Source organism: Bradyrhizobium algeriense, from assembly GCF_036924595.1.
GTDB classification, from domain to species: domain Bacteria; phylum Pseudomonadota; class Alphaproteobacteria; order Rhizobiales; family Xanthobacteraceae; genus Bradyrhizobium; species Bradyrhizobium algeriense.
Map to the genome: position 1 here is coordinate 7,747,241 of NZ_JAZHRV010000001.1, position 19,893 is coordinate 7,767,133.

A 19,893-nucleotide genomic window follows, 5' to 3' on the forward strand; every position below is an offset into this window, starting at 1 on the left:
ATGCCCGGCACAAGGCCGGGCATGACGGCAAATGTGCACAAAGGAGCACGGCCATGAACTTCATGAACGTCGACTATTCGACCAAGATTCCCAACAACGTGAATCTCAGCGAGGATCGCCAGGTGCTGAAAGCGCTGGAGGGCTGGCATCCCGGTTACATGGACTGGTGGGGCGACATGGGCCCGGAAGGCTTTCAGCAGTCGCTGGTATATTTGCGCACCGCCTATTCGGTTGATCCGCGCGGCTGGGCCAAGTTCGATTACGTCAAGATGCCGGAATATCGCTGGGGCATTCTTCTGGCGCCGCAGGAAGAGAACCGCGTCATTCCCTTCGGCGAGAATTACGGCAAGCCGGCCTGGCAGGAAGTCCCCGGCGAACACCGCGCCACGCTGCGCCGCCTGATCGTGATCCAGGGTGACACCGAGCCCGCTTCCGTGGAGCAGCAGCGCCATCTCGGCAAGACCGCGCCCTCGCTCTATGATTTGCGCAATTTGTTCCAGGTCAATGTCGAGGAAGGCCGCCATCTCTGGGCGATGGTCTATCTCTTGCAGAAATATTTCGGCCGCGACGGCCGCGAGGAGGCGGACGATTTGTTGCGCCGCCGCTCGGGCGACGCGGACTCGCCGCGCATGCTCGGCGCCTTCAACGAGGCGACGCCGGACTGGCTGTCGTTCTTCATGTTCACCTACTTCACCGACCGCGACGGCAAGATGCAGTTGCACTCGCTGGCGCAGTCCGGCTTCGATCCGCTGTCGCGCACCTGCCGCTTCATGCTGACCGAAGAGGCGCATCACATGTTCGTCGGCGAAACCGGCATCAGCCGCGTCGTGCAGCGCACCTGCGAGGCGATGAGGGAGGCCGGCATCACCGATCCCACCGATATCGCCAAGGTGCGTGCCTTGGGCGTGATCGACCTGCCGACCATCCAGAAGAAGCTGCATCTGCATTATTCGCTGTCGCTTGATCTGTTCGGTTCGGAAGTCTCGACCAACGCGGCGAATGCCTTCAACGCCGGCATCAAGGGCCGCTACAAGGAAACCCAGATCGACGACGACCACCAGCTCAAGAACGCCACCTATCCGGTGCTCAAGCTGGTCGACGGCGTGATCAAGCGCGTCGACGAGCCGGCGCTGACCGCGCTCAACATGCGCCTGCGCGACGACTACACGCAGGATTGCGTCAAGGGCATGCTGCGCTGGAACAAGATCATTTCGCTCGCCGGCTATCAGTACAAGCTGACGCTGCCGAACGTCGCGTTCCACCGCCACATCGGCGAGTTCAAGGATATCAACGCCACGCCGGAAGGCATCCTGATCGACGACGCCACCTGGAACCAACGCAAGGGCGAATGGTTGCCTTCGACGCAGGACGGCGACTTCATCGCCTCGCTGATGAAGCCGGTGACCGACGTCGGCGTCTACGCCAACTGGATCTCGCCGCCGAAGGTCGGCATCGACAACAAGCCCGGCGATTTCGAGTACGTGAAAATCGAGACCTGAAACGCCCCGCAATCGGGGAGCAGTAACATGGATCCCGACCGTGACCTCGAAGCACTGAACCGCGACCAGTTGGTCGCGGAGGTGAAGCGTCTAAGGGCGGGCATCCGCGCGCATCGCGACAGCACCGGTCACGACCTGTGCTGGCACCATCCCGATCTCTGGGGCCTGCTGCCCGAGCGGGTCACGCCCGAAGTGGCGGTACCGCCCTGGCCGAAGTTTTTGCGCGGGTGTCTGCGATATCGGGAAGCGCTGGAGCGCGAGTTGCCTGACGCGCCGAGGGCGGATTTCGAATACGGGAAAGATTGACAAGTAAGAGGTCTTAACCTCGCCCCGCTTGCGGGGAGAGGTCGACGCGCTTCGCGCGGCGGGTGAGGGGGTACAGGTCTATCGTTAGATCACGCTGGTGGAGAGAGCCCCCTCTCCCCGCGAAGAGCGGGGCGAGGGAGCGCACCACCGCCGCCGCACTACCCCGCGATCTCAAGCCCGGCGTTCGCGTAGACCACGCCGCCATCGACGGCGATGGTGTTGCCGACCACGTAATCGCCCGCGCGCGAGGCGAGGTAGATCGCCACCCCTGCCATATCCTCGTCGGTACCGATACGCTTCGCCGGAATGCGCTTTGCGACTTCGTCCGAGTGGTCGCGCGCGGCCCGGTTCATGTCCGACTTGAATGCCCCCGGCGCGATCGCAGTGACATTGATATTGTCCTTGACCAGTTTCGTTGCCATGCGCCGCGTCAGATGAATCACGGCGGCCTTGCTCGCGGCGTAGGAATAGGTCTCGCTCGGATTGACGAAAATGCCGTCGACGGACGCGATGTTGATCACCTTGGCCGGCCGTTCGTGCGAGGCCGCCGCGCGCAGCGGTTTCGCCAGCGCCTTGGTCAGGAAGAACAGCGACTTGACGTTGAGGTCCATGACCTTGTCCCAGCCGCTCTCGGGGAATTCGTCGAACTCCGCGCCCCAGGCCGCGCCTGCATTGTTGACGAGGATGTCGAGCTTCGGCTCCAGCTTGATGATTTCGCCTGCCAGCCTGTCGCAGCCTTCGACCGTGGAGATATCGATCGGCAGCGCGATGCATTCGCCGTCATAGGCGGCGGAGAGTTCTTTCGCGGTCGCCTCGCAGGGCCCTGCCTTGCGTGCGGTGATGTAGACCTTCGCCGCGCCCTGCGCGAGAAAGCCGGCCGCGATCATCTTGCCGATGCCGCGCGAGCCGCCTGTCACCAGCGCAACGCGGCCGTTAAGCGAAAACAGATCCTTGAACATGCGTTCCTCCATTGGCTTTGCCCGTGGTTTTGGGCGGGGCAGCAAGGGGAGTCAAGGAAGGGAAATGAACCCGTAGCCCGGATGGAGCCAACGGGTCGCGCGAACGCGCGCCCGATGACAGGCTCCGCGCAATCCGGATCAGTCTGTCAGCTTGTGAGATGGCCCCGGGTTGCGCTGCGCTCCACCCGGGCTACGGCCAGAAACCCTACGCCGCGTCGATGCGGCGAAAGCCGCTCCACATGGCGGTGGCGGCGCCGGAGGTCAGGACCGGGAGGATGCGCGCATCCTGGTAATTGCCGTTGAGCGAAACCCGTTGCAGCGCGGTCATATGCTCGGCGCTTTCCGGAAAAATCATGCCCGGCCGCGTCGTGACCGCGGTCTTGAATCCGGCGGCCTTCGCCAGGGCAAATTCGCGCTGGCCCGCCGCGATCCGGTCGCCATAGGGATAGGCGAGATGAAGCACCGGCCGCTGCAACACAGCTTCGATTCGCGCGCGGCTGGTGGCCAGTTCGAACGAGGCGGTCTCCTCGCTCTGCCGCGCCAGATTGCAATGCGTGATCGTATGCGCGCCGATCGTCACCAGGGGATCATCAGCGAATCCCTTCAATTCCTCCCAGGACATGCAGAACTCGCGGGCGATCGGAGTCTCGTCCACGTCATACCGCGTGCATAGCGCGGAGATTTCACGCTGCATGTCGTGTTCGGTCGGCAGCGCGCGCAGCCATTCGTGCATGCGGTCGAAGGCCGCCTGCTTGGCGGCCGGCGTCGAGGTATCGAGGCGGGTAGCTGTGCCGCCGAAGGGGATTTCGATCGAGGATGCCTTGGCGATCGCCCGCTCGAGCGCGACCCACCACAACCTCCCGGTGCCTTCGGCAAAATCGCTTGTCACGTAGACGGTGAGGGGCGCGTCAAATTCGCGCATCACCGGTAAGGCGAAGTCGCGGTTGTCGCGATAGCCATCGTCGAGGGTGAAGCAGGCGAAGCGCCGCGCGAATTTGCGCTGCTGGAGCCGCTGATGCACCTCGTCCAAGGTGACGATGTCGACGTCGAGGTTACGAAGATGCGCCAGCATCGCCCGCAAGAACTCTGGCTCGACCTCGAGATGATAATTGGGCTGAAACCCGTCGTCGCGGCGGGGGCGGACGTGGTGCAGCATGAAAATGACGCCGACACCTGCGAAGATTGGTCGCAGCAGGTAATGCGCTCCGGAGAAGTACAGCGCTTCCAGTCCGGCGCGGATGACGGTGTTGCGAAGCAGTTTCATCGAGATGCAGGGCTGCCCGGTTATTTACGGAGTGAAATTAGCGAAAGACCGCTGAAGAAACAGTTAGCCTGACCAATTTCAGAGCGTTTCGGCCCTCACGACATTTCGGGTTTGACAGCCCCGCAAGGGTTTGTTTTCTCTCCGTTCCGGACCCCGGCGGGAACTCGAATGCACGGACTTTTCAGGTGGAGTGGCAAATGGTGGCCGGGCGTCATTCCTTTGGTCATGTTTTGGGCTATCGCGGGTTGGACGAGCACCGAACCGCTTGAAGCCGACCTGGCGCAGCGTTCGACCGCCGCCCTCAAGGACACCATCCTCGACAAAAGGCGAATCTCGGTCGCAGGCCGCGACGTGAGCCTTGCGGCGGATGCTTTCTCGGAAGATGGCCGGCAGAGTGCGGTGGCGTCGGTGGAAACCGTGCCGGGTGTGCGCCTGGTTAACGATGAAACCCGGCTCGTTCCTGAAGCCAAGCCGTTTGTCTGGTCGGCCGAACGCGACGTCCTGCGGGTGACGCTGTCGGGCAGTTCGCCGCTGCCGGCGAGCAAGGGCCGCTTGATGGAGGCGGCCCGCGCCAGCCTCGGTGGCGTCGAAGTGGTCGACCGGATGAATCTGTCGCGCGGGGCGCCGCCGCGTTTCGACAATGCCGCGCTGTTGCTGCTCGAGCAGGTCGGCAAGCTGAAGGATGGCAAGATCACGCTGTCGGACACCAAGGTCAGCCTGTCCGGCATGGCGCGCGAACTCGGCGGCCGGGAAGCCATCGCCGCCGCGCTGAAAAATCTGCCCGAGGGATTTTCGGTCGCGGCCAACGAGGTCAAGGCGCCGCCTTACATCTTGCAGGCCTACAAGGATCCGGTCGCGGTGACGCTGACGCTGACCGGCAATGTGCCTGACAGCAACGCCCACACCGCGCTGGTGGCGGCGGCGGGACGCAAGTTCTTCAGCGAAAAGGTCGTCGACAACCTCAAGGCGAGCATCGGCGCCCCCGTGGGCTTTGCCGCCGCGGTGGTGCCCGCGCTCGGTGCGCTGTCGCGGCTGTCGACCGGCACGCTCGTCATCTCCGACCGGGAGGTCAAGCTGTCGGGCGATGCGCTTTATGAAGCCGCCGCCGTTCAGATCCGCGCCGGCCTCGGCAAGGACTTTCCGCAGGGCTGGCAGTTCAAGCCGGAAATCTCGGTCAAGCCGCCCGCCGCGCCGGTGGATGCGACCGTCTGCCAGCAATTATTCTCCGAACTGCTCGGCAAGGCCCGGATCCGCTTCGAATCCGGCAAGGCCGACATTGTCGCGGATTCCGCCGGCTTGCTCGACCGCCTGATCGAAACCGCGTTGCGCTGTCCGACCGCCAATATCGAGATATCAGGACATAGCGATACCAACGGCGAGGAGGCGGCCAACCAGGCCCTGTCCGAGAAGCGTGCCCAGGCGGTTGCCGACTATTTGGTCAAGGCGGGATTGCCGGCCAACCGGTTCAGCGCGGTCGGCTATGGTTCGACGCAGCCGATTGCGGCTAACGATACCGACCAGGGCAAGGCGCAGAACCGCCGCATCGATTTCGTGGTGAAGTGAGCATGGCCTATCTGACCACATTCTACTGGGGCTGGTTGCTGGCATCGGTGCTGCTCGGCTTCGCCATGGGTTGGATATCCGTGGTTCAGCACGGCAAAGGCGTCCCGCGGAAGCTGCGATGGGCGCTTTCCGCCCTGGTCGCGGCGCTGATGGGAGCTGCGCTCGCGCGCGTCGTGCCCGGCCGCTTCGGCTACTGGCTCGACCTCGGGCTGATCATGTTCGGGTTTTATCTCTGCGGCTGTGCGGTCGGATCATGGTTGCGCGACTGGGTAGTATCGCGCAGTGCGCCGTCGGCCTGACCGCAGCATGAGCCGGCCAGCTTCTCCGACAGCATTGTCACAGGTTGTTGACCGGCGCCGGCTATGGTCCCGAATCGCCGTCGGGCGGCGGGATTGCTGCAAAACCGTACTTCTACCGTCGTCAACTGGCGCCTAATATGTTGAAGAAGCGTGTTTTATTCTCGTCAGGCGAATTCCACTCCGGCTCAAAACGCGCTACCAGAGGGGCAGGGGAGCAGCGTAGCGTAGGCGGGGTTCAGGCCATTGCCGTCGTCGCATAAGCGCAATTCGAGGTGTAGATGCTGGAAGCAATACGCAGGGCGATGTCGTTTCTGCGCCAGAAGCAGGTCCTGCACAAGCTCGGGGTCTTGATCAGCATCACGGTGATCGCCGTTGCGTGCTACGTGCTCTATCACATGCTTCGCGGCATCGACACCGATGAGGTGATCGACGCCATCAAGGGCACCGAGCCGCGCCAGATCGCGCTGGCGGCCCTGTTCGTGGCGGCGGGCTATTTCACGCTGACCTTCTATGACTGGTTCGCGGTCCGCGCGATCGGCCAAGGCCACATTCCCTACCGCGTCAACGCGCTGGCCGCCTTCACCTCCTATTCGATCGGACACAATGTCGGCGCCAGCGTCTTCACCGGCGGCGCGGTGCGCTACCGGATCTATTCGGCCTGGGGGCTGAACGCGATCGATGTCGCCAAGATCTGTTTCCTCGCCGGGCTGACCTTCTGGCTCGGCAATGCCGCGGTGCTGGGACTGGGCATCGCCTATCACCCGGAAGCCGCCGCCTCGATCGATCAGTTGCCGGTCTGGCTCAACCGCGTGGCGGCGTTCGGCATCCTGCTCGGACTGGTTGGCTATGTAGCCTGGGTCTGGGCCGCGCCGCGCGGCGTCGGCCGCGGGCCGTGGACGGTCACGCTGCCGGGCGGGCCGCTGACGCTGCTGCAGATCGCCATTGGCATTATCGATCTCGGCTTCTGTGCGCTGGCGATGTATGTGCTGGTGCCGGACGAACCCAATCTGGGCTTTGTCGTCGTCGCTGTCATCTTCGTCTCGGCCACGCTGCTGGGGTTTGCCAGCCATTCCCCGGGCGGGCTCGGCGTTTTCGATGCCGCCATGCTGGTCGGGCTCTGGCAGATGGACCGGGAGGAACTGCTCGCCGGCATGCTGCTGTTCCGCGTCCTCTATTATATCGGGCCGTTTGTCATATCTGTAATCTTGCTGACGCTTCGGGAGATTATCCTCGGCGCGCGATCGAAGCGCCTGCGCCAGTTGGCGGCGGGCGCCGACGCCGAGCCGACGAGGCATGAGGCCGCCGTCTATGTGCGCGAGCGTGGCGACACGGGCACCTGATGATGCGGCGGGGGCTTCGCGAATAGAGGAAAAGCCTGCGCCATGGCGATCGACGATTCCAGCTCTGCCTCCTTCTTTGCACCGTGGCCGGACCGGTTGCGGCATTCGGCGATCATCCTGCTCGCCGCCGGGCTCGCGCTTTGCGCGCTGGTGGTGCTGGCCGATCTTTCTCTGGCGCGCGCCGTGGCCGTTTTCATCTGTATCGCCGCCGCAGCGCTGGTGCCGTGGCGGCTGCATCATGTGGCGGCCTCCCGTGACGACGTCCGCGCCGTCAGCCCGGTGGAGTCTGCCGCCGTCAGCGCCGTCGTTGCCGGCATGCCGGATCCGGCCGTGCTGCTCGACCGCGCCGGCCGCGTCATCCATCTCAACGCAGCGGCCGCCCAGCTCGCGCCTGCGCTGCGCAAGAACGAGCTCGCCCAGTTCGCGCTGCGCTCGCCCGAAATCATCACCGCGCTGCGCGAGGCGATTGCGACCACCGAACCGCGCCGGGCGAGCTACCACGACCAGGTGCCGGTCGACCGCTGGATGGAACTGATCATCACGCCGGTGCCGGTGCCGACGCTGTTCGGCGGCACCGAGAAATGCATGCTGATGACCTTCCACGACCAGACGCCGCTGCGGCGGGTCGAGGAAATGCGTGCCGATTTCGTCGCCAATGCCAGCCACGAACTGCGGACGCCGCTCGCGGCGCTGTCCGGCTTCATCGATACGCTGCAGGGTCCTGCCAAGGAGGACGCCAAGGCGCGCGAACGCTTCCTGTCGATCATGCATACGCAGGCGACGCGAATGGCGCGGCTGATCGACGATCTGCTTTCGCTGTCGCGGGTCGAATTGTCGGCCCATGTCCGGCCCGACGCGTCAGTCGATATCGTGCCGATTATTCGCCAGGTCGCCGACGGGCTGGAGCCGCTCGCCCGGGAGCGTCAGGTCGCGATCGAGATCGACCTGCCGGAAGCGCCGGTGACCATCGCGGGCGACCGCGAGGAACTGCTGCGGCTGTTCGAAAACCTGATCGAGAACGCGCTCAAATATGGCGCGTCCGGTGGGCGGGTGATCGTCTCCCTGACCCAGGCCACGTCCAGCGAGGGCGCGCCGGAAGTACGTATCATGGTCCGGGATTTCGGCCCCGGCATCGCCCCGGAACACCTGCCGCGGCTGACCGAGCGCTTCTACCGGGTCGATGTCGGCGACAGCCGCGCGCAGGGCGGAACCGGGCTCGGTTTATCCTTGGTGAAACATATTCTTAACCGCCATCGCGGCCGGCTTTTGATCGAAAGCGTGCCCAAAAACGGCGCGGTCTTTACCGCCTGTTTTCCCCAGGCGAAGACCCCATCAGCGCTATAAATACAAGCGATTTCAATTGCTTGGTTGTGTCATCCAACTGTCACCGAACCTTCGTAAAAGCTCTATCGACCGCTCCTAGATGAGCGGCACGTGAGCGCGATCGGGCGCAACAGGCGCTTCGCTCACCAGATGGAGACCACCATGAATTTCCTCAGGACAATCGTCGCTGCCGGCCTGGTCGCCGCTTCGACGTCGGCCTTCGCTGCCGATATCACCGGCGCGGGCGCCACCTTCCCCTTCCCGATCTATTCGAAGTGGGCGGACGCCTACAAGAAGGAGACCGGCAACGGTCTGAACTACCAGTCGATCGGCTCCGGCGCCGGCATCAAGCAGATCCAGGCCAAGACCGTGACCTTCGGCGCTACCGACGCGCCGCTCAAGCATGAGCAGCTCGAGAAGGACGGCCTGGTGCAGTGGCCGATGGTGATGGGCGCGATCGTGCCGGTCGTGAACCTCGAAGGCATCAAGCCGGGCGAACTCGTGCTCTCGGGCGAAGTGCTCGGCGACATCTATCTCGGCAAGATCAAGAAGTGGGACGATGCCGCGATCGCAAAACTCAATCCGAAGCTGAAGCTGCCGGCTGACGCCATCACCGTGGTGCGCCGCTCCGACGGTTCGGGCACCACCTTCAACTTCACCGACTACCTCTCGAAGTCGAGCGCCGACTGGAAAGCCAAGGTCGGCATGGGCACCGCGGTCGAATGGCCGACCGGCGTCGGCGCCAAGGGCAATGAAGGCGTTGCCGGCAATGTCGGCCAGACCAAGAACGCGATCGGTTATGTCGAATATGCCTACGCCAAGCAGAACAAGCTGACCTATGCGGCGATGATCAACAAGGCCGGCAAGACCGTGCAGCCGACCATCGCAGCGTTCCAGGCGGCCGCCTCCAACGCCGACTGGGCCAAGGCGCCCGGCTACTACGTGATCCTTACCGACCAGCCCGGCGAAGCCTCCTGGCCGATCACCGCAGCGACCTTCATCCTGATGCACAAGGCTGCAACCGACAAGGCAGCGTCCCAGGAAGCCATCAAGTTCTTCAAATGGTCGTTCGAGAGGGGCGCCAAGATGGCCGAAGAACTCGACTACATCCCGATGCCGGAATCGGTCGTCAAGCTGATCGAAAAGACCTGGTCGGCCGAGATCAAGAGCTGATCGGGCCTGCGCCTCGCAACACGATCGCTCAACCCGGGGTGTCCGGGGTTGAGCACCCCTCTCGGGACAGGAGAGGCAAGAACAATGCGCGAGCCGAAAAAGCCGTGCACCGAAGTCCGGGTCATTGGGCTATAGTAAAGGGGATTGGGCGTGGCAGAAATGGCGGTTGATAGCGACGCAATGGAGGCTGCCGGACCTTATGATCGCGCAAGGGCTCTCAGCGCGTTCAAGCTCGGCGACGTCACCTTCTATTGGATCACGCGCGCCTGCGCGATCTCGGTTCTCCTCATCCTGGGCGGCATCATCATTTCGCTGATCGTCGGCGCTTGGCCCGCCATCCGCGAATATGGCGTAGCCTTCCTGTGGACGCAGCGCTGGGCGCCGTCGGCCGATCCGCCTGTTCTCGGCGCGCTCGGCCCGATCTACGGCACGCTGATCACCTCCGTGATCGCGATGATGATCGCCATTCCCGTCGGCCTCGGCATCGCGATTTTCCTCACCGAGATCTGCCCGATCTGGCTGCGCCGCCCCATTGGACTTGCGGTCGAGCTGCTCGCCGGCATTCCCTCGATCATCTACGGCATGTGGGGCTTCTTCATATTGGGCCCGTTCCTGGCCAACACCTTCCAGCCCTTCATGATCAGCGTGTTCGACGGCGTCCCCGTGCTGGGCACGATCTTCGCCGGTCCCCCGTCCTATCTCAGCCTGTTCAACGCCGCGCTGATCCTTGCGATCATGGTGCTGCCCTTCATCACCGCGATCTCGGTCGACGTCTTCAAGACGGTGCCGCCGGTGCTGAAGGAAGCCGCCTATGGCGTCGGCTGCACCACCTGGGAAGTCGTTCGCAACGTCGTCATCCCCTACACAAGGGTCGGCGTGATCGGCGGCATCATGCTGGCGCTTGGCCGCGCGCTCGGCGAGACGATGGCGGTCACCTTCATCATCGGCAATTCGTTCAAGATCCAGTCCTCGATCTTCGCGCCGGGCACCACGATCTCAGCCGCCATCGCGTCCGAATTCGCCGAGAGCGACGGGCTGCATCAATCCGGCCTGATCCTGCTTGGTCTCTTGCTGTTCGTTCTGACGTTCTTCGTGCTCGCAGCCGCGCGGCTGATGCTGATGCGGCTGGAAAAGAAGGCGGGGAACTAGCACCATGAACCCGATTTACGCATCCCGCCGCCGCAACAATATCATCATCAAGTTCCTGTGCCTGGGAGCTGCGCTGTTCGGCGTGACCTGGCTGGCGCTGATCCTGTTCACGCTGTTCTACAACGGCCTTGCCGGCTTGAATCTTGCCGTCTTCACCCAGGATACGCCGCCGCCGGGTTCGACCGATGGCGGCCTGCGCAACGCCATCATCGGCTCGATCATGATGACCGTGATCGGGGTCGGCATCGGCGCGCCGCTCGGCCTGTTCGCCGGCACGTACCTCGCCGAATACGGCAAGCACGACAGGCTCACCTCGGTGATCCGCTTCATCAACGACATCCTGCTGAGCGCGCCGTCGATCATTATCGGCCTGTTCATCTACGGCGCCATCGTGGTGCCGATGGGCGGCTTCTCGGCCTTTGCCGGCTGTCTGGCGCTCGCCGTGATCGTGATCCCCGTCGTGGTGCGCACCACCGAGGACATGCTGGGGCTGGTGCCCAATCCGCTGCGCGAGGCGGCCTCCGCGCTCGGCCTGCCGCGCTCGCTGGTGATCCGGCGGATCGCCTATCGTGCGGCCCGCTCAGGCCTGATCACCGGCGTGCTGCTCGCCACCGCCCGCGTCGCCGGTGAAACCGCGCCGCTGCTGTTCACCGCGCTTTCGAACCAGTTCTTCAGCCTGGACATGACCAAGACGATGGCCAACCTGCCGGTCACCATCAACAACTTCGTGCAGAGCCCCTATGTCTACTGGAAACAGCTCGCCTGGAGCGGGGCGCTCTTGATCACGCTCACCGTACTTGCCCTGAATATTGGCGCGCGCATTCTCGGCGCCGAGAGGACATCCAAATGACCGATCTCTCCGTATCCGTGAGTTCCGCGAGCGGGCCCGTTCCGCAGGTGGCGCTGCCCGAGGCCGCGCCCAAGGTGACCGCCCGCGGCCTGAACTTTTACTATGGCGACCATCACGCGCTGAAGAACATCAACCTGACGCTCGGCACCCACCGCGTCACCGCCTTCATCGGCCCGTCCGGCTGCGGCAAGTCCACGCTGCTGCGGATCTTCAACCGGATGTACGATCTCTATCCCGGCCAGAAGGCGACCGGGCAATTGATGCTCGACCAGACCAACATCCTCGACCCCAAGCTCGACCTCAATCTGCTGCGGGCCCGCGTCGGCATGGTGTTCCAGAAGCCGACGCCGTTCCCGATGACGATCTACGAAAACATCGCCTTCGGCATCCGCCTCTATGAGAAGATCTCCAAGTCCGAGATGGATGGCCGGGTCGAGAAGGCGCTGCGCGGCGGCGCGCTGTGGAACGAGGTCAAGGACAAGCTGAACGCCTCGGGCCTCTCGCTGTCCGGCGGCCAGCAGCAGCGGCTCTGCATCGCGCGCACGGTCGCGGTGCGGCCCGAGGTGATTTTGTTCGACGAGCCGTGCTCGGCGCTAGACCCGATCTCGACCGCCAAGATCGAGGAACTGATCCAGGAACTGGCGGAGGATTACACCATCGCCATCGTCACCCATAACATGCAGCAGGCGGCCCGCGTCTCGGACAAAACCGCCTTCATGTATCTCGGCGAGCTGATCGAGTTCGACGACACCAACAGGATTTTTACCTCGCCGAGCGATCGACGCACCCAGGACTACATCACCGGCCGGTTCGGTTGAGGAGATAACACATGGCTTCTGAACACACCGCCAAGGCATTTGACAGCGATCTTCAGGAATTGACCCGCCTGGTCGCCGAGATGGGCGGCCTGGTCGAGCGCATGATCACCGAATCCGTCGATGCGCTGATCCGCCGCGACGTCGCGCTCGGCAAGCGCGTTGTCGCTGCCGACGTTGAAATCGACCGCCTGCAGCATGCAATCGAGGAACGCGCGGTGCTGACCATCGCGCGGCGCCAGCCGATGGCGATCGACCTGCGCGAAATCGTCGGCGCCATGCGGGTTGCTACCGATCTGGAGCGGATCGGCGACCTCGCCAAGAACATGGGCAAGCGGGTCGCCGCGCTGGAGAACGATTTCCAGCCGCTGAAGCTGATCCGCGGCCTCGAGCACATGACCGATCTGGTGCAGTCGCAGGTCAAGTCGGTGCTGGATGCCTATGCGGCGCACGACCTGCCGGCGGCTATGGCGGTCTGGAAGGGCGACGAGGAAGTCGACGCCATCTGCACCTCGCTGTTCCGCGAACTCCTCACCTACATGATGGAGGATCCGCGCAACATCTCGTTCTGCATTCATTTGATGTTCTGCGCCAAGAACATCGAACGGATCGGCGACCACGCCACCAACATCGCCGAAACCGTATTCTACATGATCGAGGGACAGCAGATGCTCGACCAGCGCCCCAAGGGCGACATGACGACGTTTGCGACCACGATACCGAATAGCTGAGGGATACAAGAATGAGCGCGCGCATAATGGTGGTCGAGGACGAGGAAGCGCTGACCACGCTGTTGCGCTACAACCTCGATGCTGAAGGCTATGACGTCGAAACCGTCGCCCGCGGCGACGACGCCGATACGCGGCTGAAGGAGCGCGTGCCGGATCTCGTCGTGCTCGACTGGATGCTGCCGGGGCTGTCAGGCATCGAACTCTGCCGCCGCCTGCGCGCCCGGCCGGAGACCAAGCAATTGCCGATCATCATGCTCACGGCACGCGGCGAGGAGAGCGAGCGGGTGCGGGGCCTGGCGACCGGCGCCGACGATTACATCGTCAAGCCGTTCTCGGTGCCGGAGCTGCTGGCGCGGGTGAAGGGCCTGCTGCGGCGGGCAAGTCCCGAGCGGCTCGCCACCGTGCTCACCTATGGCGACATCGAACTCGACCGCGAAAAACGCCGCGTCGCGCGTTCGGGCCGCTCCATCGATCTCGGCCCGACCGAGTATCGCCTGCTGGAATTTTTTCTCGAGCATCCCGGCCGCGTCTTCAGCCGCGAGCAGTTGCTCGACAGCGTCTGGGGCCGCGACATCTATATCGACGAGCGCACCGTTGACGTCCATATCGGCCGCCTGCGCAAACTGCTCAACCCGGGCCGCGAACAGGACCCGATCCGCACCGTGCGCGGCGCGGGTTATGCGCTGGATGACAGGTTTGCGAAGGTGGAGTAGGGCGCGACCGAAGTCAGCCCCGCGCAAGAACGATATCGAAATTCAGAACGCGATGGTCTGCTCCATCTTCCGATGGAAGTGGCTCTGCAATCAGCAGATCGGGACGCAGCGCAGCGTTGAGCAGCCTGTCGCAGGCATTGAGCGGCTCGCCGGGAAAATACATCTGGGTGATCAGCCGCTCGAATCGGCCGTGAACTTCGAAGTGGATATGAGGCGGGCGCATCCAATCTGGACCTGCGGGATAAGCTCCAGGCTTGACGGTTTTGATCCGATAGACGCCGTCGCTATCAGATAGAATGCCGACGCAACCGACAAAGTGGGGATCGAGCGGCGCAGGATTTAGGTCGTTGGCATGCACGTAGCGGCCAAAGCTGTTGGCCTGCCAGATCGTGACGGGTACCCCGCGAACGGGTTCGCCGTCGAGATTGAGCACCCTCCCTGTGACCTCGATGATTTCTCCCTGCGCACACCCCTCGAAACCCTTGACCGAGGTCAGGTCGGCCTGTGAGGCCGGCGTCTGCCCGGTCGGGAAGTAGGGACCGAGAATCTGGTCCGGTGTCCGGTGCAGCCGCGTGCCCGTTGAGTTGTCCATGACCCCCTCAATCTTCTGGCGTAAAGCCGGAGGCCTGGACAATTGGGGCCCAACGGTCGAAATCGGATTTGATCAGTTGCGCAAATTCCTTCGGCGTTTGGCCGGCGGGATCTACGGAAAGCTTGGCCAAGGCCGTTTTGAAGGCGTCGGTGTTCACCACCGCGCGGATCGCCTCATTGAGGCGGTTCACCGTTCCGGCAGGCGTATTTGCCGGAACGAAGACGCCAAACCACTCGTTGGCTTCGAGCGCGGAATATCCGGCCTCCCGAACCGTCGGCACATCGAGAAGCAGCGGGGATCGTTGCGATCCAGTTGTCGCCAGTGCCCTTATGGCGCCGGATTGCACATGCGGCAGTGCAGTGCCGATTGGATAGATCGTAGCGGCGATTTGACCGCCGATCAGATCCTGAATGCCGCCGGGGCCGCCATAGGGCAGATGCACGAATTCGAACCTGCCCGCTTTGGCCAGGCTCACGCCGGTGAAGTGCAGCATCGACCCGGCCGCCGCCGTACCGTAGGTGGCTTGCTTGGGATTAGCCGCGCACCATTTCACGAAATCGGCCAGCGTCCTGACGTCGGCAGGCACCATCGGACCGATGGTGATCAGAAATGGAAAGGAGCAGACTGTGGTGACGGGAGCGAAATCCTTGAACGCATCATAGCCCAGCGACTTGTAGACGTGGGGAAATACGGCGAAGCTGGAGGCGGGCGTCAGGATCATCGCCGTGCCATCGGCCGGGCCGCTTTTCAGCGCGCCGAGCGCCAGACGCCCGCCGGCGCCGGGACGATTGTCGACGATGAATGAAAGTGATTGATCCTTCATTCCCTCAACGAGCCTCCTCGCAATCACGTCGATCGCGCCCCCCGCACCGAACCCCACCAGCATCCGCGAAGCTGTCTGGGCGCTCGCCATGCGGATCGCGTCGGGGACAATGGCGGCGAGGCCGCCCGCGCACGCCATCGATACGAATCTTCGCTTCGTGATCATGTGATCGTCCTTCTCCAGCGAATTTGTCCGGTCGGTCATCATCGAACCGCCGCCAACTCTGGTCGACCGGGGCATTATCTGGTAGACCGAAAATTGCGGCATCCCTGTAACCGCTGGGTTAAGCCCGAATGGACTGGTCGGATCGAATTGGCCGCCGCATCAAGTTGCGGGACCTTCATATTGTGATGGCGGTTGCCGACACCGGCAGCATGGCGAAGGCGGCTGCCAGGCTCAGAATTTCACATCCTGCCGTCTCCAAGGCGATATCCGAAATTGAAGGCACGCTCGGCGTGCGATTGTTCGATCGAGGCTCGCAGGGCGCCGAACTCACGGCCTATGGCGAGGTGTTGCTTCGATGCGGCATCAATGTCTTCGACGAGATGCAACAAGGCCTTCGCTCGCTCCAACATTTGTCCGATCCAAACTCGGGCGAGGTGAGGGTGGGATGCACCGACATCATTCTGCACAGCCTGGTGCCGGCTATCGTGCGGGAATTTTCCAAGGCACATCCCGGCGTTCAGCTTGACGTGAAGCTGACCAATCCGGGTGGACATCAAATTCAGGAACTGCGCGAGCGCAAAATTGATCTGCTGATTACGAGAGCCACGGGACAGCACGAGGACTTCCATTCCGAAGTCCTGTTCGATGAACCCTTTGTCTTCGTTGTGGGGGCGCAAAGTGAATTGGCGCGAAAGCGCCGAATTGACCTCACGGACATCATTAAGGGCAATTGGGTCCTGCCACCCTATGACAGCGCGCCAGGCGCGCTCGTTGGCGAGGTATTTCGAGCGAATGGCTTTTCGCCACCGAAGCCGTTGGTCAAAACGATAGCTATTCAGCTCACCGTGTCGCTTATTGCGAGCGGAGAATTTGTAGGAATTCTTCCCATGTCCGTCGCGGCATTAAGCGCGCATCAAGCCGCTTTGAGGGTTTTGCCGTTAAAATCGGCGGGCCCACGGATTTCGGCCGAAATCGTATTTTTGAAGAATCGAACGCTTGGCCCTGCGGTCGCGTCGTTTATCGATTGCACGCGGGAAGTCACGAAATCGCTTGTCCGCGTGCGGCGTTGATTGTTGAAACGGGCTGGCGCACCAGCCAAACCTGACCACGAACGTCTGTGGTTATGGGTCCCGGCTCAAGGCCGGGACGATAGCAACTACCTCGTCGGCTTCGGCTGCTGCCTGCGCCGGTCGGCAGCCGGCTGATACGCAACGCGCGAGTGATGCGCGCAATAGGGCAGGCCCGCGAGTGCCTTGCCGCCGCAGAAGAAAAATTCCGGGCTTGAGGGATCGCCGACCGGCCAGTGGCAGGTGGCTTCGTTCAGTTCGAGCAGCGACAGCCGCTGGCTCATAGGCACCACATTGTCGACGGCGATCGGATCGGGCTCCATCTCGACCTCGAAGGCATGCGCCAGCGCGGTGTTGCCGCGCGAGACCGGGCGCGACACCCGCATCATCTGCTGGGCCGGACGCGCCTTGCGCTGCCGCGGGGCGGCCGAGGAGGGGCTCTTGGCGCGGCCGGACAAGCCCAGCCGGTGCACTTTGCCGATCACTGCGTTTCGCGTCACATTTCCGAGTTCCGCGGCGATCTGGCTGGCCGATAATCCGGCTTCCCAGAGCTTTTTCAGCTGCTCGACGCGATCGTCGGACCAGGTCAATACCGTCATCGTATTCTTCCCTTCGCATCGCGCCGGCCAATCAGGGGCAGCGCTGGCGACGTCATTCGTCTCTAAAATCCCTGCGGTCAGAATCCCTTAGCCCTCGCCGGGCGCGGAAACCGGCCCGAACGTCTACGCTGTACAAAATGGACTCTTGGGATCAGAACTGCCGCACGAGATGTCGTACCCGACAGCCCAAAAGCTACAATATGGCGTGACTCCGGCGCAAGAGTCCGGGCCCGCGCGTCCACATGTTCCGACATCTAGGCATTGCACTGCGTGTTTTCCACCACACCGCAATCCTACGGATTCTCCCATCTTGCAGTGCAGGAGAGGCGGCTTCGTGGCGTGTTGACAGCGCCCCCCGCCCACATAGAATGCCTCCTACGTGCCGCCCTTAAGAGGCGGCACGTTTCGTTTTCGCAAGACCGGCCGTTGCCGCCTTCGCGCCACTGCACGCGTGTGCTCCGCGGCAGGTCTTGAAAGCGGGTCTCAAACCTTCAGTGCAAACCATTTGTGATCGCCATGACCAATAGCGCCACGTCGCATCTGCTCCCCGTCTTCGCCAGGGTCGATCTCGGCTTCGAACGCGGCGAGGGCTGCTGGCTGACCGCAACCAATGGCGAGCGCTATCTCGACTTCACCTCGGGCGTTGCGGTGAACGCGCTGGGTCATTGCCATCCGCACCTGATCAAGGCGCTGCAGGAACAGTCGACAAAACTCTGGCACATGTCGAACCTGTTCAAGAGCCCGGATGGCGATAAACTTGCCGCGCGGCTCTGCGAGCAGAGCTTTGCCGACCTGGTGTTCTTCTGCAATTCCGGCGCCGAGGCGATGGAAGGCGTGATCAAGGTCGTGCGCCGCTATCAATTCTCCAAGGGGCATCCCGAGCGCTATCGGCTCGTCACGTTCGAGGGCGCGTTCCACGGCCGCACGCTCGGCACGCTCGCCGCCACCGGCTCCGCCAAATATCTCGAAGGCTTTGGCCCGCCAATGGACGGCTTCGACCAGGTGCCGCATGGCGATCTCGAAGCGGTGAAGAAGGCGATCGGGCCGCACACCGCGGGTATCCTGATCGAGCCGGTGCAGGGCGAGGGCGGTGTGCGCTCCGCGCCGCAGGCTTTCTTCAAGGCGCTGCGCCAGCTCTGTGACGAGTACGGCCTGCTGCTGGCGTTCGACGAGGTGCAGACCGGCATGGGCCGCACCGGCGATCTCTTTGCCTACAAGCGCGTCGGCGTGACGCCGGACGTGATGTCGCTGGCGAAAGCGCTCGGCGGCGGCTTTCCGATCGGCGCGGTGCTGGCCACCGCCGAGGCCGCCTCCGGCATGACGCCGGGCTCGCACGGCTCGACCTTCGGCGGCAATCCGCTGGCGATCGCTGCCGCCAATGCCGTGCTCGACGTGATGCTGAAGCCCGGCTTCTTCGACCATGTGCAGAAGATGTCGCTGCTGCTGAAACAGAAACTCGCCTCCGTGGTCGATCGCTATCCCGCCGTGCTCTCGGAAGTGCGCGGCGAGGGGCTCCTGGTCGGCGTCAAGGCCGTGGTGCCCTCAGGCGATCTCGTCAATGCGTTGCGCGGCGAGAAATTGCTCACCGTCGGCGCCGGCGACAATGTGGTGCGGTTCCTGGCGCCGCTGATCGTGACCGAGGCCGAGATCGACGAGTCCGTTCAGATGCTCGAGCGCGCCTGCGTCGCGCTGTCGGGTAATCAGTTGAAGAAGGCGGCGGGATGATGAGCAAATCCGTCCGTCACTTCCTCGACATCAACGAATTGCCGCCGAAGGAGTTGCGCAACATGCTGGCGCTGAGCGCCGACATGAAGGCGAAGCTCAAGGCACATGACAAGGGCAAGAAGCCGCTCGAAGGCAAAACGCTGGCGATGATCTTCGAACGTCCCTCGACGCGCACGCGGGTGTCGTTCGATGTCGGCATGCGCCAGCTCGGCGGCGAGTCGATCATGCTGACCGGGGCCGAAATGCAGCTCGGCCGCGGCGAGACCATCGCCGACACCGCGCGCGTGCTGTCGCGCTATGTCGATGCGATCATGATCCGCATCCTCAATCACGACGCGCTTTTGGAACTGGCCGCGCACGCCACCGTGCCCGTCATCAACGGGCTGACGCGGCGCTCGCATCCCTGCCAGGTGATGGCCGATCTGATGACCTTCGAGGAGCATCGCGGGCCGATCGAGGGCAAGACCGTGGCCTGGACCGGCGACGACAACAACGTGCTGGCGTCGTGGGCGCATGCGGCGGAGCGTTTCAAGTTCCAGCTCAATGTCGCGACCCCGCCGCAGCTCGCGCCGAACAAGGCGATGAAGGACTGGATCAAGGCGACGCAAGCGCCCATCGTGCTCGGCAACGATCCCGAGGCCGCCGTCCGCGGCGCCGACTGTGTCGTCACGGATACGTGGGTGTCGATGGGCGACAAGGACGGCGAACATCGCCACAACGTGCTCAAGCCCTATCAGGTCAATGAGAAGCTGATGTCGCTGGCGAAGAGTGATGCGATCTTCATGCATTGCCTGCCCGCGCATCGCGGCGAGGAAGTCACCGACGAAGTGATCGACGGTCCGCAATCGGTGGTGTTCGACGAAGCGGAAAATCGCCTGCACGCGCAAAAGGGCATATTGGCCTGGTGTTTTAACGAAGTGGCGTAGCTCTCTCCGTCG

At 63.2% G+C, this 19,893-nt stretch carries 20 protein-coding genes; 15 read left to right on the top strand and 5 right to left on the bottom strand.

Translation table 11 applies throughout. The annotated features are described in order from the left end of the window. The first annotated feature begins 62 nt into the window (after positions 1-62). Positions 63-1,499 (top strand): benzoyl-CoA 2,3-epoxidase subunit BoxB, encoded by a 1,437-nt coding sequence (boxB, locus tag V1286_RS37120; protein ID WP_108519675.1) that lies wholly within the window; start codon positions 63-65, stop codon positions 1,497-1,499. 27 nt (positions 1,500-1,526) lie between these two features. After that, positions 1,527-1,805: a hypothetical protein gene (locus V1286_RS37125; protein WP_334488771.1), complete on the top strand. Its 279-nt coding sequence runs from the start codon at positions 1,527-1,529 to the stop codon at positions 1,803-1,805. Between the two features lie 158 nt (positions 1,806-1,963). Here the strand turns inward: V1286_RS37125 and V1286_RS37130 are convergent, their stop codons facing one another. Together V1286_RS37130 and V1286_RS37135 are read right to left on the bottom strand one after the other, a co-directional pair. Further along, on the bottom strand, positions 1,964-2,764 hold the full coding sequence (locus V1286_RS37130) for an SDR family oxidoreductase (protein WP_334488774.1): 801 nt from the start codon (positions 2,762-2,764) through the stop codon (positions 1,964-1,966). 205 nt (positions 2,765-2,969) lie between these two features. After that, a complete protein-coding gene (locus V1286_RS37135; RefSeq protein WP_334488777.1) occupies positions 2,970-4,028 on the bottom strand; it encodes a polysaccharide deacetylase family protein in 1,059 nt (352 codons plus the stop codon). Between the two features lie 168 nt (positions 4,029-4,196). Here V1286_RS37135 and V1286_RS37140 point away from each other — a divergent pair, with 168 nt between their 5' ends. The 10 genes from V1286_RS37140 to phoB all read left to right on the top strand — a co-directional run bounded on the left by V1286_RS37140 (position 4,197) and on the right by phoB (position 13,984). Beyond that, positions 4,197-5,591: an OmpA family protein gene (locus V1286_RS37140; protein WP_334488779.1), complete on the top strand. Its 1,395-nt coding sequence runs from the start codon at positions 4,197-4,199 to the stop codon at positions 5,589-5,591. Between the two features lie 2 nt (positions 5,592-5,593). Continuing rightward, positions 5,594-5,890, top strand: a complete 297-nt coding sequence (locus tag V1286_RS37145) for a hypothetical protein (protein ID WP_334488781.1) — start codon at positions 5,594-5,596, stop codon at positions 5,888-5,890. Positions 5,891-6,168: 278 nt separating this feature from the next. Then, the gene (locus tag V1286_RS37150) at positions 6,169-7,230 is read left to right on the top strand and encodes a lysylphosphatidylglycerol synthase domain-containing protein (protein ID WP_334488782.1); all 1,062 of its coding nucleotides are present in this window, start codon (positions 6,169-6,171) and stop codon (positions 7,228-7,230) included. A gap of 42 nt (positions 7,231-7,272) precedes the next feature. Continuing rightward, the gene (locus tag V1286_RS37155; RefSeq protein ID WP_334488784.1) at positions 7,273-8,574 is read left to right on the top strand and encodes a sensor histidine kinase; all 1,302 of its coding nucleotides are present in this window, start codon (positions 7,273-7,275) and stop codon (positions 8,572-8,574) included. 141 nt (positions 8,575-8,715) lie between these two features. Beyond that, entirely contained in the window at positions 8,716-9,726 is a 1,011-nt protein-coding gene (gene pstS, locus V1286_RS37160) for a phosphate ABC transporter substrate-binding protein PstS (RefSeq protein ID WP_334488787.1), read from the top strand. A 150-nt stretch (positions 9,727-9,876) separates the two neighbouring features. Next, positions 9,877-10,875 carry a phosphate ABC transporter permease subunit PstC gene (gene pstC, locus V1286_RS37165; protein ID WP_334488790.1) on the top strand — a complete coding sequence of 333 codons (999 nt, stop codon included), beginning with the start codon at positions 9,877-9,879 and terminating at the stop codon, positions 10,873-10,875. Between the two features lie 4 nt (positions 10,876-10,879). Further along, positions 10,880-11,725 (top strand): phosphate ABC transporter permease PstA, encoded by an 846-nt coding sequence (gene pstA, locus V1286_RS37170; protein ID WP_108519558.1) that lies wholly within the window; start codon positions 10,880-10,882, stop codon positions 11,723-11,725. Beyond that, positions 11,722-12,543 (top strand): phosphate ABC transporter ATP-binding protein PstB, encoded by an 822-nt coding sequence (gene pstB / locus V1286_RS37175; RefSeq protein WP_334488795.1) that lies wholly within the window; start codon positions 11,722-11,724, stop codon positions 12,541-12,543. Before pstA ends, pstB begins: the two co-directional genes overlap by 4 nt. 11 nt (positions 12,544-12,554) lie before the next feature. Continuing rightward, complete coding sequence (phoU, locus tag V1286_RS37180) at positions 12,555-13,271, top strand: phosphate signaling complex protein PhoU (protein WP_334488798.1); 717 nt, start codon at positions 12,555-12,557, stop codon at positions 13,269-13,271. Between the two features lie 11 nt (positions 13,272-13,282). Then, positions 13,283-13,984, top strand: coding sequence for a phosphate regulon transcriptional regulator PhoB (phoB, locus tag V1286_RS37185; protein ID WP_108519555.1), 702 nt, complete (start codon positions 13,283-13,285; stop codon positions 13,982-13,984). Between the two features lie 13 nt (positions 13,985-13,997). On the opposite strand, the gene V1286_RS37190 is transcribed toward phoB, so the two are convergent. Together V1286_RS37190 and V1286_RS37195 are read right to left on the bottom strand one after the other, a co-directional pair. After that, on the bottom strand, positions 13,998-14,576 hold the full coding sequence (locus V1286_RS37190; protein WP_334488802.1) for a protocatechuate 3,4-dioxygenase: 579 nt from the start codon (positions 14,574-14,576) through the stop codon (positions 13,998-14,000). A 7-nt stretch (positions 14,577-14,583) separates the two neighbouring features. Further along, positions 14,584-15,603, bottom strand: a complete 1,020-nt coding sequence (locus tag V1286_RS37195; RefSeq protein ID WP_334488805.1) for a tripartite tricarboxylate transporter substrate-binding protein — start codon at positions 15,601-15,603, stop codon at positions 14,584-14,586. Positions 15,604-15,692: 89 nt separating this feature from the next. Here V1286_RS37195 and V1286_RS37200 point away from each other — a divergent pair, with 89 nt between their 5' ends. After that, positions 15,693-16,634 carry a LysR family transcriptional regulator gene (locus V1286_RS37200; protein WP_334488808.1) on the top strand — a complete coding sequence of 314 codons (942 nt, stop codon included), beginning with the start codon at positions 15,693-15,695 and terminating at the stop codon, positions 16,632-16,634. Between the two features lie 86 nt (positions 16,635-16,720). Here the strand turns inward: V1286_RS37200 and V1286_RS37205 are convergent, their stop codons facing one another. Beyond that, positions 16,721-17,230 (bottom strand): GcrA family cell cycle regulator, encoded by a 510-nt coding sequence (locus V1286_RS37205; RefSeq protein WP_108519551.1) that lies wholly within the window; start codon positions 17,228-17,230, stop codon positions 16,721-16,723. Positions 17,231-17,746: 516 nt separating this feature from the next. Between V1286_RS37205 and V1286_RS37210 the strand changes: the two genes are divergently transcribed. Together V1286_RS37210 and argF are read left to right on the top strand one after the other, a co-directional pair. Further along, positions 17,747-18,955, top strand: coding sequence for an aspartate aminotransferase family protein (locus V1286_RS37210; protein WP_334488815.1), 1,209 nt, complete (start codon positions 17,747-17,749; stop codon positions 18,953-18,955). Next, on the top strand, positions 18,955-19,881 hold the full coding sequence (argF, locus tag V1286_RS37215; protein WP_334488818.1) for an ornithine carbamoyltransferase: 927 nt from the start codon (positions 18,955-18,957) through the stop codon (positions 19,879-19,881). The genes V1286_RS37210 and argF overlap by 1 nt, the downstream gene beginning before the upstream one ends. The last annotated feature ends 12 nt before the right edge of the window (positions 19,882-19,893 follow it).

Bases quoted from the DNA above. Each gene is read 5' to 3' on its own strand.
- V1286_RS37130 (WP_334488774.1), bottom strand. From the start codon at position 2,764: ATGTTCAAGGATCTGTTTTCGCTTAACGGCCGCGTTGCGCTGGTGACA.
- V1286_RS37155 (WP_334488784.1), top strand. From the start codon at position 7,273: ATGGCGATCGACGATTCCAGCTCTGCCTCCTTCTTTGCACCGTGGCCG.
- phoU (WP_334488798.1), top strand. From the start codon at position 12,555: ATGGCTTCTGAACACACCGCCAAGGCATTTGACAGCGATCTTCAGGAA.
- V1286_RS37190 (WP_334488802.1), bottom strand. From the start codon at position 14,576: ATGGACAACTCAACGGGCACGCGGCTGCACCGGACACCGGACCAGATT.
- pstB (WP_334488795.1), top strand. From the start codon at position 11,722: ATGACCGATCTCTCCGTATCCGTGAGTTCCGCGAGCGGGCCCGTTCCG.
- pstA (WP_108519558.1), top strand. From the start codon at position 10,880: ATGAACCCGATTTACGCATCCCGCCGCCGCAACAATATCATCATCAAG.
- V1286_RS37125 (WP_334488771.1), top strand. From the start codon at position 1,527: ATGGATCCCGACCGTGACCTCGAAGCACTGAACCGCGACCAGTTGGTC.
- V1286_RS37195 (WP_334488805.1), bottom strand. From the start codon at position 15,603: ATGACCGACCGGACAAATTCGCTGGAGAAGGACGATCACATGATCACG.
- pstS (WP_334488787.1), top strand. From the start codon at position 8,716: ATGAATTTCCTCAGGACAATCGTCGCTGCCGGCCTGGTCGCCGCTTCG.
- boxB (WP_108519675.1), top strand. From the start codon at position 63: ATGAACGTCGACTATTCGACCAAGATTCCCAACAACGTGAATCTCAGC.
- V1286_RS37200 (WP_334488808.1), top strand. From the start codon at position 15,693: ATGGACTGGTCGGATCGAATTGGCCGCCGCATCAAGTTGCGGGACCTT.
- V1286_RS37145 (WP_334488781.1), top strand. From the start codon at position 5,594: ATGGCCTATCTGACCACATTCTACTGGGGCTGGTTGCTGGCATCGGTG.
- V1286_RS37205 (WP_108519551.1), bottom strand. From the start codon at position 17,230: ATGACGGTATTGACCTGGTCCGACGATCGCGTCGAGCAGCTGAAAAAG.
- V1286_RS37140 (WP_334488779.1), top strand. From the start codon at position 4,197: ATGCACGGACTTTTCAGGTGGAGTGGCAAATGGTGGCCGGGCGTCATT.
- V1286_RS37135 (WP_334488777.1), bottom strand. From the start codon at position 4,028: ATGAAACTGCTTCGCAACACCGTCATCCGCGCCGGACTGGAAGCGCTG.
- phoB (WP_108519555.1), top strand. From the start codon at position 13,283: ATGAGCGCGCGCATAATGGTGGTCGAGGACGAGGAAGCGCTGACCACG.
- argF (WP_334488818.1), top strand. From the start codon at position 18,955: ATGAGCAAATCCGTCCGTCACTTCCTCGACATCAACGAATTGCCGCCG.
- V1286_RS37150 (WP_334488782.1), top strand. From the start codon at position 6,169: ATGCTGGAAGCAATACGCAGGGCGATGTCGTTTCTGCGCCAGAAGCAG.
- V1286_RS37210 (WP_334488815.1), top strand. From the start codon at position 17,747: ATGACCAATAGCGCCACGTCGCATCTGCTCCCCGTCTTCGCCAGGGTC.